General features: G+C 58.9%; 11 protein-coding genes. 9 read left to right on the forward strand and 2 right to left on the reverse strand.

Features of this window, described 5'->3' with window-relative positions; translation table 11 throughout:
* Positions 1 to 23 precede the first annotated feature (23 nt).
* The 7 genes from ACH2ED_RS18185 to minE are packed head-to-tail and all read left to right on the forward strand — an operon-like array spanning position 24 to position 7,939.
* Positions 24 to 3,056 carry a PSD1 and planctomycete cytochrome C domain-containing protein gene (locus ACH2ED_RS18185; RefSeq protein WP_395094127.1) on the forward strand — a complete coding sequence of 1,011 codons (3,033 nt, stop codon included), beginning with the start codon at positions 24 to 26 and terminating at the stop codon, positions 3,054 to 3,056.
* Positions 3,053 to 3,667 carry a hypothetical protein gene (locus tag ACH2ED_RS18190; RefSeq protein ID WP_395094128.1) on the forward strand — a complete coding sequence of 205 codons (615 nt, stop codon included), beginning with the start codon at positions 3,053 to 3,055 and terminating at the stop codon, positions 3,665 to 3,667. Before ACH2ED_RS18185 ends, ACH2ED_RS18190 begins: the two co-directional genes overlap by 4 nt.
* The gene (locus tag ACH2ED_RS18195; protein ID WP_395094129.1) at positions 3,664 to 5,064 is read left to right on the forward strand and encodes a DUF1501 domain-containing protein; all 1,401 of its coding nucleotides are present in this window, start codon (positions 3,664 to 3,666) and stop codon (positions 5,062 to 5,064) included. Before ACH2ED_RS18190 ends, ACH2ED_RS18195 begins: the two co-directional genes overlap by 4 nt.
* Positions 5,061 to 6,044: a DUF6807 family protein gene (locus ACH2ED_RS18200; protein ID WP_395094130.1), complete on the forward strand. Its 984-nt coding sequence runs from the start codon at positions 5,061 to 5,063 to the stop codon at positions 6,042 to 6,044. The genes ACH2ED_RS18195 and ACH2ED_RS18200 overlap by 4 nt, the downstream gene beginning before the upstream one ends.
* Before the next feature lie 28 nt (positions 6,045 to 6,072).
* Entirely contained in the window at positions 6,073 to 6,804 is a 732-nt protein-coding gene (minC, locus tag ACH2ED_RS18205) for a septum site-determining protein MinC (protein ID WP_395094131.1), read from the forward strand.
* Between the two features lie 42 nt (positions 6,805 to 6,846).
* Positions 6,847 to 7,668: a septum site-determining protein MinD gene (gene minD / locus ACH2ED_RS18210; protein WP_395094132.1), complete on the forward strand. Its 822-nt coding sequence runs from the start codon at positions 6,847 to 6,849 to the stop codon at positions 7,666 to 7,668.
* A 13-nt stretch (positions 7,669 to 7,681) separates the two neighbouring features.
* A complete protein-coding gene (gene minE / locus ACH2ED_RS18215) occupies positions 7,682 to 7,939 on the forward strand; it encodes a cell division topological specificity factor MinE (protein ID WP_309697713.1) in 258 nt (85 codons plus the stop codon).
* Here minE and ACH2ED_RS18220 read toward each other — a convergent pair.
* Positions 7,936 to 9,459 (reverse strand): hypothetical protein, encoded by a 1,524-nt coding sequence (locus ACH2ED_RS18220; protein ID WP_395094133.1) that lies wholly within the window; start codon positions 9,457 to 9,459, stop codon positions 7,936 to 7,938. The two genes, minE and ACH2ED_RS18220, sit on opposite strands and share 4 nt — an antisense overlap.
* A gap of 41 nt (positions 9,460 to 9,500) precedes the next feature.
* On the opposite strand from ACH2ED_RS18220, the gene ACH2ED_RS18225 reads away from it, so the two are divergent.
* Entirely contained in the window at positions 9,501 to 10,484 is a 984-nt protein-coding gene (locus ACH2ED_RS18225; protein WP_395094134.1) for an aldo/keto reductase, read from the forward strand.
* Between the two features lie 99 nt (positions 10,485 to 10,583).
* Positions 10,584 to 11,096 (forward strand): hypothetical protein, encoded by a 513-nt coding sequence (locus tag ACH2ED_RS18230; protein WP_395094135.1) that lies wholly within the window; start codon positions 10,584 to 10,586, stop codon positions 11,094 to 11,096.
* Positions 11,097 to 11,207: 111 nt separating this feature from the next.
* Here the strand turns inward: ACH2ED_RS18230 and ACH2ED_RS18235 are convergent, their stop codons facing one another.
* A complete protein-coding gene (locus ACH2ED_RS18235) occupies positions 11,208 to 12,218 on the reverse strand; it encodes a hypothetical protein (RefSeq protein WP_395094136.1) in 1,011 nt (336 codons plus the stop codon).
* Positions 12,219 to 12,320: the final 102 nt, after the last annotated feature.

The following is a 12,320-nucleotide window of genomic DNA, read 5'->3' on the forward strand; positions in this document are numbered from 1 at the left end:
CATAGTAAGCTACAATAGAAGTTATGAAGCGGACAATGGGAGTTCTTTTTGGCGGGCTTTTGCTCGGAGTGGCCCTGATACCCGGCAAAGCGCAGGAGCCAGTGAATGCGGAGTTTTTCGAGAGGAAGATTCGCCCGATCCTCAGCGCACGCTGCGTGTCGTGCCACGGGCCGGATATCCAGCAGGGAAATCTTCGATTAGATGGGGCAGCGGCGCTCAAAAAAGGCGGCTCGCGCGGGGCAGCTCTCCCGGCCAATGGGACTCTGCTCAAGGCCGTCAGCTACACCAATGCATCGCTGCTCATGCCCCCGAGCGGCAAGCTTCCGGCGGGTGAGATCGCGCTTCTAGAGCAGTGGGTTAAAGGCGGCGCACCACTGCCAAATTTGCCTCCGCCCGCCCCCAATAACGCGGGAGCGAAGAAGCCCAGCTTCGATCTGACGAAGCGCCGTCAGCACTGGGCCTATGTTCCTGTGAAGCGGCAGCTAGAGCCGCCGATGGAGAAGAGTGGCATAGATGCCTTTGTGCTCGCCAAGCTCCAGAAGTCAGGCCTCAGTCAGGCTCCCGAGGCCGACAAGCGCACGCTGATCCGGCGTGTCACGTTTGATCTGACGGGTCTGCCGCCCACGCCACAAGAGATCGCCGCATTTCTGGCAGATAAATCGCCCGGTGCCTACGAGAAGCTGGTCGAGAAGCTCCTAGCGTCCCCAGCCTATGGCGAGCGCTGGGCGCGGCACTGGCTGGACCTAGTCCGCTACGGTGAGTCCATGGGCCACGAACTGGATTTCGACATTCCTGAAGCATTTCAGTACAGAGATTATGTGATTCGGGCGCTGAATGCCGATGTGCCCTACGATAAATTTATTACGGAGCATTTAGCCGGGGATTTGTTGCCCGCACCGCGCTATGACAAAATCACGGGGCGTAATGAGTCGCTCACGGCAACGGGCTTCGTGTGGCTGGGGGAGGGTAAGCACTCGCCCGTGGATATCAAGCAGGAGCAGGCGGATCACATTGACAACCAAATTGATGTGATCGGCAAGGCGTTTTTAGGTCAGACTCTAGCCTGTGCCCGCTGCCACGACCACAAGTTCGATCCGATCCCCACCAAAGACTACTACGGACTTTATGGCATGCTCCGAAGCTCACGCTTTCAGCTCACGTCATCCGATGGCCCCACGACGTTCGGCAAGCCAGCCGAGGCTATTTCTCGCATTCGGACAGGTGTGGATAAGCGTAGCCTGAGCGATACCTGGAAAGCCAGTCTCGCTGCCCTCCCCGACGAGAAGCTCAAGGCGGAGCTGCTGGGGCTAAATAAAAAAAGCGGTGGCGCAAGTGATTTCCCACTGGAGCGCTGGACTCCGAGCGGCGCGGCGATGCAGACTCTGGTTAAGCCCGGCGAGCTGATCCTCTCCGGCGACCCGCAGAAGCCCGTGCTGGAACTTGCTCCCCGGCTCAGCGCCAACTCGGCGCTCAATGGTCGGCGGATGGAAGGGGCACTGCGCTCCCCCACTTTCACGATTGATAAAGACTATATCCTTGTCAATGTCGCGGGGCAACGCGGCAGGCTCCGCATTATTGTCGAGAGCTTCCAAGTCATCCGCGACCCGCTTTATGGCTTTTTAGGACACACGATTGACAACCCCGAGCCGCAGTGGCGCACGATTGACCTGCGTATGGTCAAGGGCCGTCGCGCCTATGTCGAGCTCTCCGACAGTGCCCGCGACAACTTCTCCAACGGCAACCTCAGTGACCTGAGCAAGGGCCACGACGGCTGGATTCGCTGTGAGGGCGCGGTGCTCAGCAACAGCGACGCGCCGCTGGGGGAGGGCAACCCCCTGGCAGCTCAGCCGGTGGATGCGGTCAAGCAGGCCTTGAATTCCACGCTGGAGCACTGGGCCAGCAATGCCCTCACCTCCAGCGACACGCCTGCCTTGGAAGCACTAGATATCCTCCTGCGCAAGGGGGTTTTGGACTGCAAGCCTCTTGCCGACACCAGTGCCAAGATCGCAGCGATTGAGGAGACGATCCCTGCGCCCACGCGTATTCTGGCGATGGCGGACGGCGATGGCGAGGATGAGAATGTCTTCTTGCGCGGCAACCACAAAGCCGCCGGCCCCGTTGCGCCGCGCCTTCAGCTCGCGCTCTGCGGGACGGAAAACACCCCCGTTTCGGGTGTCACGGGAAGTGGGCGACTAGAGCTGGCCAGACGTATCACCAGCCCGCAGCACCCACTCACCGCGCGGGTGATTGTCAACCGGCTCTGGCACCATCACTTCGGGCGCGGCATCGTCGCCACCACTGATGACTTTGGACACATGGGCCAGCTCCCGACGCACCCGGAGCTTCTGGACTACTTGGCAAGTGAGCTCGTCGCGAAAAACTGGTCGCTCAAGGCGATGCACAAGCTTATTCTCACCAGCGCCACCTACAAGCAGCGCAGTGATATCTTGCCCACTGCCACGGCCACCAAGCTCGATCCGACCAACAAGCTCCTCTGGCGCATGAATGTACGACGTTTAGAGGGTGAGGCAATCCGCGATAGCTTACTTGCGCTCTCTGGGCGGCTGGACAGCACGCTCTACGGCGCTCCTGTCAATACCTACCTGACGGAGTTTTCCGAGGGACGCGGCAAGCCCGGACAGGGGCCACTCGATGGCAACGGGCGGCGCAGCATCTATCTGTCCGTGCGGCGCAACTTTCTCAGTCCCTGGCTCCAGTCCTTCGACTTCCCGACCCCGTTTACGTGCATCGGGCGGCGCAGCGTCAGCAACGTCCCCGCACAAGCGCTCGCTCTGATGAACGGCCCATTTGTCCGCCAGCAAGCCGAAGTCTGGGCCGACCGGTTACTCAAAGAACACCCCACCGCCACGCCCGAGCAGCGCATCGCCTGGCTCTACGAAAACGCCTTTGGTCGCCCCGCCAGCGTGGAAGAAGCCAAAGACGCGCTGGAGTTTGTAGCTCCCCCGCCTGCGGGGGCAAGGGGGGCAGAAAAAGCTGTCTGGGCTGATCTGTGCCATGTCCTGCTCAATGTCAAGGAATTTATTTTTATTCAATGAGCAACACTCCACGGCAGAAGAGTTTCTCCCAGTTCACGCTGGAAGAGGCGCTGGAGCAGCTACAGCTCGATGTACTGACTCTCTGGCAACCCGATTTTGCGGAGAAAGCACCCAGCGCGTTTTTCACCGAGAACCTACGTCGCCTGGATGCTTTTGATCTGCTGCGCTCCGAGGGCGCAAAAACGCTCCTCATAGATGCTTTCTTTGAGGAAGCAATCCAGCCCTACACGCGGCTACGCATCTTTAAAGAGTCCACGCTTCGGGCCGAGATCGCCAGTGGCGTTGTAGATTATTTAGTGGCACCACGCCGCTTGGTGGCCTCGCCACCGCTACTTTGCGTCGTGGAAGCGAAGAAAGATAATTTTGAGAAGGGACTGGCTCAGTGCCTGATCGAGCTACACGCCTGCGCCGAGAACAACCGCGCTGTCGGACGGGAACACACGCTCTTTGGGATTGTCACCAATGGGCAGGGCTGGCAGTTCTATCGCTTAGAGACAAGCGGCGAGGTCTTTGAGACGGGACTCTTTTCAAGTACCAACACCGCCCAACTTTTGGGAATGCTCGATGGACTCTTTGCCCACTGCACCGAACAACTGGAAGAAACACGATGACACGACGAGAAATGCTCTCAACGGCGGCGACAGGCTTTGGGGGAATGGCGGCTTCGGCGCTCTTTGCCGAAGAAGCCTTCGCAAGCTCCTCCGCCGGGCGGGGGCAGGGGGGGCAAGGCCAGAAACTAGACCATCCGGCGAAGGCCAAGGCGGTGATCTTTCTGTACATGGACGGCGGTCCGAGCCAGATGGACACGTTCGATCCGAAGCCGCGCCTGGAGAAAGACCACGGTAAGCCGCTGCCCATGGACGTGCCACCGACACAGTTTAATAACAATGGAACAATTCTGAAGTCGCCGTGGACATTTAAGAAGTACGGCCAGAGTGGGCTGGATGTCAGCGAGCTGTTCCCTGAAGTGGCCAAGTGCGCCGACGATCTGTGTGTCATGCGCTCCATGACCAGCAACTTCTCGGAACACACCAACGCGAACTATTTTCTGCACACGGGCAACGGCTCACAAGGCCGCCCAAGTATGGGCGCGTGGGTGACCTATGGCCTGGGGAGCACGGCGAAGAACTTGCCGGGCTACGTGGTCATCAACGGCGGTTTGATTCCCAACGGCGGCCTCGACTGTTTTGGCTCAGGGTTTCTGCCCCCAACCTACCAAGGCTCGATCTTTCTGCCCCGCCCCAGCGCGGTCGCGGATCTCAAGCCACTGGAGAAAACCGAGGCGCTGCAAAAGCGTAAGCTCGCGCTGCTTAAGCGACTAGACCAGAGCGTTCTTGGCAAGATGGGCAATAGCAGCGCGGTAGACGCCGCCATTCAGAACTACGAGCTGGCTTTCTCGATGCAGAGCGCCGTTCCCGAGCTCACGGGTATGGCCGACGAGACCGAGGCGACGAAGAAACTCTACGGCTTGGATCACCCGTTCGCGCCCGCCCGCACATTTGGCTTCCAGTGCCTTATGGCGCGGCGCATGGTCGAGCGCGGCGTGCGTTTTGTCGAGCTGACCCACCCGAGCTGCGGCCACGACCGGTGGGATCAGCACGGCAACTTAAAGCAAGGCCACGAAGACAACGCCCGCATGGTGGACACGGCTATTGCGGGGCTCCTCAAAGACCTCAAGGCACGCGGAATGCTGGACTCCACGATTGTGCTCTGGGGCAGTGAGTTTGGGCGCACCCCGATGGTGCAGGGTAGCAATGGCCGCGACCACAATCCCTTTGGCTTCACGGTCTGGGCGGCGGGCGGCGGCTTCAAAGGCGGGACGATCTACGGAGCGACCGATGAGTTTGGCTACTTCGCCGTCGAAAATAAAATGGAGATGCACGACCTGCACGCCACCATGCTGCACTTGCTCGGCTTCGACCACAAAAAACTCACCGTTCGCTTTGGGGGCCGCGACATGCGCCTCACCGATGTCTTTGGCAATGTCATCAAGGAGCTAGTCGTATGAGCTTTCTTCCCCTTCTTTTGCTTGCACTTACAAGCCCACAGCAGCCTGCCGCCACATTTCATGCACACGTTCAGGATCGCCAGTATGTGGAGGTGCGCTACCCAAACAAAGAGAAGCAAAATGCCGTCGGGCGGTTTATGACTGCCTACGACATCTCTGATCCCAAGAAGCGCGAGGAGACCTACAAGCCCTATCTGCATATCCTCGACCCGGAGACGGGCAAGCCGATTACCAAGGGCATGGGCGGGGAGTTTACCCACCACCGAGGAATCTTTATCGGCTGGAACAAGCTCACGGTTGCGGGCAAGACCTACGACAGATGGCACATGACCGGCGGCGAGCAGATCGTCAAAGAAGCGACAACAAGCCAGTCCCTAAGTTCTATCGGTCAGAGTGCCTACATCTTGGCCCCCAAGATCGTCTGGACGGGCGCGACGCGTGACGAGACACTGATTCAGGAATCCCGGACGATGCACTTTATGCCGCCCCCGACAAGCGCGTTTGTCCAAGTGGATTTTACGTCGGAGCTCAAAGCCGTAGCAGGCGATACGATCTTTGATGGCGATCCGGAGCATGCAGGGCTGCACTTCCGTCCCACGGATGCGACGGATCGGGCAAATACGGTCTATCTCTACCCCAAGGCCGATGCCAATGCCCACAAAGACCGCGACTATCCGTGGGTGGGGATGACCTACACCGCCGAGGGCAAGAAATACAGTGTCGTGATGCTCTCGCACCCGGAGAACCCAACGGGTACGGCGTGGTCTGCTTATCGAAATTACGGGCGCTTTGGGGCGTTCTACAAAATCGCGATCAAGAAGGACGAGACACTGAAAATCCAAGCGCGATTTGTGTTTTATAAAGGCGAGCTACCCAGCCCGGAGGCGATCCAAATGCTCTGGAATGGCTATGCCCAAAAGAGAGAAACGCTTTTGGCAAGCACTCGCAAGGCTGCTGAGCAGCCTGCTCCCAAAAAATAATCGGCAATTCGTGCTAAGATAGAAGCTAATGCAGGAACTGGAAATTAAAGGGTGGCGAAACGGCTTGCTGATCGTGCTACCTGATGGGGGTGAGTGGGACGAGGTTCGCGCTTCTCTGGAGGCACGCCTCAATGAGGCCAAGGACGGGCGGACGTTTTGGCGCGGAGCGCAGGTAACGCTGGATTTTGGGGCGAGGGCGCTGGAAGCGGAGTCGGTGGCGGCACTCTGCGACTGGCTCCGTGGTCTATGGGGGCTCATCCCGCTGGCCGCAGTGGCGGCGGATGGCACGACGCGTGCGGCTTGCGAGAAGCTAGTGCTCAAGACCTACGATTTTTTGCCCACGATCCAGAAGGCCACCGCAGACTGGGAGCCCCCAAAAACCACGGAGTCGGCCCTATCCACGCACGCGAGCCCGCCCAGTAGTGAGCTGAACAATGCGCTCTATCTTTTTCGTAATGTACGCTCCGGCCAGCGCGTGGAGCACAGCGGTAACTTAGTGATCTGTGGCGATGTAAGCGCGGACGCTGAAGTCGTGGCCACGGGAGATATCATTGTCGTAGGAAAGCTACGCGGACGGCCCCATGCGGGCTGCCAGGGAGATGAGAGCGCTAGAATCGTGGCCAGTGAGCTACGTGCCCCGCAGTTGCGTATCGCGGGTAAGATCGCAGCAGCACCACCCACTGAGGGGCTGAGGACAGAGAAGCGCTCCGCGGAGATAGCACGCATTGAGAACGGCGAGATTCAAGTTTTCCCGCTATAATGCCCAGGAATCGTTGTAGAAAATAAAGAGAGTGTTATCAGGATGGCAGATGCGCGAGTGATCGTGATTACCTCAGGAAAAGGCGGCGTGGGCAAGACAACCACGACAGCTAATCTTGGGATGGCCCTTGCGGAGCTTGGAGAGACCGTTGCGCTGGTAGATGCCGATATCGGCCTGCGCAACCTCGATCTGGCTCTAGGGCTCGAAAATAGGATCGTCTACGATATCGTGGACGTCGTAGAGGGGCGTGCCGATGCACGCAAGGCGCTGGTGAAAGACAAGCGGAAGTCTAATCTAGCGTTTCTGCCTGCCGCCCAGACCCGTGATAAGTCCGCCGTGAGCGAAGACCAGATGCGCAAGGTGATTGAGGACATCAAGGAGCTAGGCTACACAATGATCCTCATTGACTGCCCCGCAGGAATTGAGCAAGGCTTCAAGAACGCCATAGCAGGCGCAACCGAGGCGATTGTCGTCACCAACCCCGAGATGTCCAGCGTCCGTGATGCCGACCGGATCATTGGGCTTCTGGAGGCGCAAGGCCTGTACAACTCCATGCTGATCGTCAACCGGATCCGTCCCAAGATGGTGCGTGAGCAAGAGATGCTAGATGTCTCGGATGTGCAGGAAGTCCTAGGGACATCCGTGAAGCTCATCGGTGTCGTGCCCGACGACGAGAGTATTATTACATCCACGAACCGAGGGGAACCGGCGTCCATGACACCGGACTCTCAAGCGGGTCAGGCATACCGTAATATCGCTCGGCGCCTGCGTGGCGAAGAGGTTCCTTTCATGAATATCATGGAAGAAAAAGAAGCCGGGGGTGGCTTCTTCGATCGTGTACGCAAGTTATTTGGTGGCAAGTAGAGAGAGGCCCAGGATGAACCTTTTTGAACTCATTTTCGGCAGACCAGAAGACAAGTCAAAATCGGTAGCGAAGGATCGACTCAAGCTGGTACTGATGCACGACCGAGCGGACATTCCGGCTCCGATGTTGGAGCAGATGCGCCAGGAGATCATCGCGGTCATCGCCAAGTATGTTGAGATCAATGAAGCGGAGCTCAAGGTAGATCTGGAGCGCGCTGATACCACGGTTGCACTGGTCGCTAACATTCCCATCCGCCGTGTCCGAAGTTAGTTTCCTTTTGCCGGTGGGGTGAGCTGATATACCCGGTAGCGGTTGCGCTCCGGGACAGGATAGTCTGTCGGGAAGGGGCGAACGGGTATGAGTGTCCAGCCGCGTGCCTGGAGTCCCGCTCCGATCCTGTGGAACTCCTCCCAGCCCTGCAACACCACGAGGTAGCCACAGTGCTTCTTTTTGGCAAGCTGCTCCACCGCATCCAGCCGTTTTTTTCCGCCACTTGGCTCCGTGAAGCGCCGATGCAGCGGGATCGCAGTGGGGGTCTTGAGGCCCACCATGTCCACGAGCTTTTTGTGCCCCGCATAACCAAGATAGCCGGCATCGTGGAGTAGCAAGGGGCTATCACCGTCAAGCGTATCGCAGAACTTTGTCAGTCCATCAAGCTCGATAGCCACTTCATCATGCCAGCCCTCATAGGTTGCCCAGCGCGTGGGGAAGGCGAAAAGAGCTTGTACCAACACCAGCGCCGCCCCGATACTCGCTGCCTGCCCCAGCCACCTGCCCGATTTCCAGAGTGAGGCGCAGCCCAGCCAGAGAAACGGTAGCAAAACATAAAGATAGCGGTGGTAGTACTGCGCCAGCGCCATGGGCAAGCTCTGGATATAGGCGGCGATGAGAACCGACGCAAAGAGCAGTCCGAGGCGGCCCAGTGCAAACCCGGCCAGTCGCGGTAGAAAGGCGACGCCCACTCCCAGCAGGGCGGCAAATGCCCCCAAGTGCCGCCCCGCTGTCGTGAGTTTTTCGGCGAGTGGCAGCCCCGACTCCGCGAAGTAGGCACGCTTAGCCGCAATCGTCTGTGGGATCAACGAACCGGTATTGGCCCAGAGGAGCAACAAAAAAGGCACGGCGACAAGTGCAGCAATCCCAAGATCAAGCGCGACACGCTGTGCTTTTTTCTGACGAAGCACCTGATAGCCGAAAAGCAGCACCGAGAGAACGACCAGCTCGGGGCGTAGCATGGGCAACAGCCCACAAACCGCAGGCAACCCCCGTGTCGGTTTCTCTGACGAAGCAAAGACAAGGCTCCAGGTCACTCCCGCGAGAGTAAGCCCTGTCTCCAGGCCATTGAGCATCTGAAACGGTGTCTGTGCGGCGAAGAGTCCGGCCAGCGACAGTAGTACAGCTTGCCAGGGAGCCGCGCCGTGCACCCGCGCCAGGCGCAAGAGCCCCAGCCCATAGAGACCAATTCCGAGCCAGAGCGTGAGATTCAGCGCCGTCAGTGGTGGCAGCACCCCGCAAAATAGCGCCGTCAGCGCCACGTGGAAAATACTCGTCGAGCCGCACAGTGCCGCCGTGCCCACAAAGTTTGGGTCGGGCTTTCCCGAGACAAGCACCACAGCGTTGTGAAGCGTGATATACGCATCGTCGGTGGGAAAGACCCAGGGCGTGCTGTAGAGAAAATGGTGGACATTAAAAGCGACCAGCACCATAAGCCCGACCAGCAGCGCAAGCATCGTGTCGGTGGATAAAGTGCACGACGGAGATAAAGAGCACGGAGTTTGTGATTCAGTGTCCATTACTGGTATTTTCGGCAGGCTAGGGCGGTAAAATGAGCGCGATGCAAACACGATTATTTCAGGGTGGGCCCGTCTCCGAAGTGGGCCTCGGTTGCTGGCAGCTAGGCGGCGGAGACTGGGGCGCACTAGACAACACTGCGGCACGCGCGATTCTTCGAGCGGCCTACGAGCGTGGAGTCACTTTTTTTGATACGGCGGATGTCTACGGCGGCGGCGTGAGCGAGCAGCGAGTCGGGGCATGGCTATCAGAAGATAAGCCCAGAGGCGTCTTTGTGGCCACCAAGCTCGGGCGGCGCGGCGATCCGGGCGGGTTGGAGAACTTTTCCTATGCGACGATGCGCCAGCACACCACCGATTCACTGAGCAAGCTAGGTGTCGAGCAGCTCGACCTGACACAGCTCCACTGCATTCCCGCGGAAGTGCTTCGCCAGGGCGATGTATTTACGCATCTACGCGAGCTGAAGCGCGAGGGACTTATCGCACGGTTCGGGGTGAGTGTCGAGAGCATGGAGGAAGCCCAGCTTTGCTTGGAGCAAGACGGGCTCGCCTCACTACAGATCATCTTCAATCTCTTTCGGCAAAAACCCATCCACACGCTCTTTGAGAAGGCTAAAGCGATAAATACGGCGCTGATCGTCCGGCTCCCGCTGGCCTCAGGACTACTCGCGGGCAAGTACACCGCGCAGACACAGTTTGCCGCCAGCGACCATCGCACCTACAACCGCGATGGCGGGGCGTTCAATGTCGGGGAGACATTCGCAGGTCTGCCCTTCGAGCGGGGAGTGGCTCTCGCCAACCAGCTCAAGCCACTTGTCCCTGAGGGCTGGACTCTTGCCCAGCTCGCCCAGCGCTGGATCTTAGACTTCGACGTTGTAACGACACTCATTCCTGGTGCGACCAACCAGGGACAAGTCGAAAATAACGTGTCCGTCAGCGATCTTCCACGTCTCCCGGAGTCGCTGCATCAGCAACTTTCGGCGTTCTATAGTGAACACGTGGCAGACTATATTCGTGGGCCGTATTAGGGAAGAGATTATTGGAAACTTTTCCCTTCCTTTAGTGTCCTATCAGACGTGAGGCCCCAACGATGGGCCTCACCTATACCTCTGGAGGCAAAGATAATAATGAATAGAGCAACACTGCTCACTCTTGGTGTGACAATGCTCGCACCGCTAGGCTCCGCATATGCAGCGGACGATGTCAAAGTAGTGGAGAAGCCGATTCGCGTTCTCGCGGGAATTTTCTCGGCGGCGAGCGGCGCCAACAAGCAGCGCACCGCCATTGGGGTCGGCTACGACTTCATGAAGACGGCAGCAACCAACCCGACGGTCTATGGTGTTTTTCTCGACTACAATAGCAAAAAGGTAGCTGGGGTAACCACCAGCCTGACAGGTGTGGGTATCAGCGGACGTTTCTATTTGGAATCGGCGAATGCAGCAGGGAAGCCCTATGCCACCCTAGGAGTCGGCAGCTACACGCTCAAAGCGGGTACAAGCCAGAGCAAGATCGGCGGTAAGCTCGGAATCGGCTACGAGCTCAACAACGGCTGGCTAGGTGAGCTCAGCTCCACCATGATCCAAAAAATCGGCGGGAAAGACCCTGGCGGTGTTACCTTCGGAATCGGTTACCGGTTCTAATGAATCAGCCCCCTTCCTGCACAAGGAGGGGGTTTGTTTTGTTACCGACCCCACCCCCAGCCGTAGCGCTTTGCGGTGAACCAGTAGCGTGTTTGCTTCGACAGGAGAGACCTACATTCCTAAGCCAGGAAGGGGGATGCTCAGGCTAGCGCCCTCGGAGATCACGCGGAAGTTAGCGGCACTAATGTCTGGGGGAATGTCTGTGTAGCGGTCGCGGAGGGCATCCAGAACAGCATTGGCATCAATGAAGAGCGCGTCCACGCTCTTGGAGGCGCTCTTGCTATTTTTCTGTGTCATTAAGTTGCGCAGGGCATCGGTTGCGCCGTTACTGTTTCCGCTCTGCCCACTCATCGAGCCGAGTGTGCTATTGAGCGTGTTCATGAGCTTGCTCATCTCCGCGATCCCAGCATCCAGTGCTGCGCCATAGCCCGACGCGAGTGGGGCGCAGGCATCGGGAAGCGGCGGCTTGTTGGCAGCGCCTGGTGTCTTGTAGACATTGGCTGCCTGGTTCCACTCCACAATGACCTTGCTGATCTGCTCACCGTAGTTCGGGGCGGGTTTCTTCGGGGCATCGCCATTCTCAAAGCTCCCGTCCAGAAGCCCCAGCGACTCACCCGTCATGTACTCCTTGATGGCGTTCTGGAGCTGCACGACTAGCTCGCCCGCGCTCCGTGCCTCCAGGCGCTTGCGCTCGCCCTCGAACCACTTGAGCCAGCGGAGCCACGCGATCACATCGGCGGGCATGGGGTTACCGACCGTGACAGGCGGCTTGAGAATCGGTGCCTTCGGCATTTGAGGCTGGGGGGCGCTCAGAATCGGAGCCGGTGCGGTCTGGGTGTTGGGCGCGTTGATCACGGCTCCCGTCGGGCTCATCGGCTTCTGGGCATTGAGAACGCCCGCGCTCTTGGCGAAGAGAAAGCCCGCCACGCCCACCAAGACGATCCCAGAGATCAGTGCGGCCAGACCGGCCTTGTTCATCCCACTCGCCTGTTGCGGCTGTGCAACCGGCTGCGTGTAGAGTGTCGGCTGGGGCCGCGCCGTAGAGCCTGGCGTGGCGGCACTCGCCGGTGACGGCGTTGCCGCCGCGACCGCCGCGCCGCAGATATTGCAAAATCGTGCCATCGCGGGCGCTTCCGTCCCGCATGCTTTACACCGAGCCATTGCTTTTACACTCCACAGAGAAAATGCCCCTGCTTACACTGACGAATAAGCAAGGGCTTTGGT

Origin of the sequence: Armatimonas sp. (assembly GCF_043757465.1) — a bacterium.
Lineage (GTDB): Bacteria > Armatimonadota > Armatimonadia > Armatimonadales > Armatimonadaceae > Armatimonas.

Excerpts from the sequence above, each read along its gene's own strand:
- ACH2ED_RS18185 (WP_395094127.1), top strand. The coding sequence starts at position 24 with ATGAAGCGGACAATGGGAGTTCTTTTTGGCGGGCTTTTGCTCGGAGTG.
- ACH2ED_RS18190 (WP_395094128.1), top strand. The coding sequence starts at position 3,053 with ATGAGCAACACTCCACGGCAGAAGAGTTTCTCCCAGTTCACGCTGGAA.
- ACH2ED_RS18195 (WP_395094129.1), top strand. The coding sequence starts at position 3,664 with ATGACACGACGAGAAATGCTCTCAACGGCGGCGACAGGCTTTGGGGGA.
- ACH2ED_RS18200 (WP_395094130.1), top strand. The coding sequence starts at position 5,061 with ATGAGCTTTCTTCCCCTTCTTTTGCTTGCACTTACAAGCCCACAGCAG.
- minC (WP_395094131.1), top strand. The coding sequence starts at position 6,073 with ATGCAGGAACTGGAAATTAAAGGGTGGCGAAACGGCTTGCTGATCGTG.
- minD (WP_395094132.1), top strand. The coding sequence starts at position 6,847 with ATGGCAGATGCGCGAGTGATCGTGATTACCTCAGGAAAAGGCGGCGTG.
- minE (WP_309697713.1), top strand. The coding sequence starts at position 7,682 with ATGAACCTTTTTGAACTCATTTTCGGCAGACCAGAAGACAAGTCAAAA.
- ACH2ED_RS18220 (WP_395094133.1), bottom strand. The coding sequence starts at position 9,459 with ATGGACACTGAATCACAAACTCCGTGCTCTTTATCTCCGTCGTGCACT.
- ACH2ED_RS18225 (WP_395094134.1), top strand. The coding sequence starts at position 9,501 with ATGCAAACACGATTATTTCAGGGTGGGCCCGTCTCCGAAGTGGGCCTC.
- ACH2ED_RS18230 (WP_395094135.1), top strand. The coding sequence starts at position 10,584 with ATGAATAGAGCAACACTGCTCACTCTTGGTGTGACAATGCTCGCACCG.
- ACH2ED_RS18235 (WP_395094136.1), bottom strand. The coding sequence starts at position 12,218 with ATGGCACGATTTTGCAATATCTGCGGCGCGGCGGTCGCGGCGGCAACG.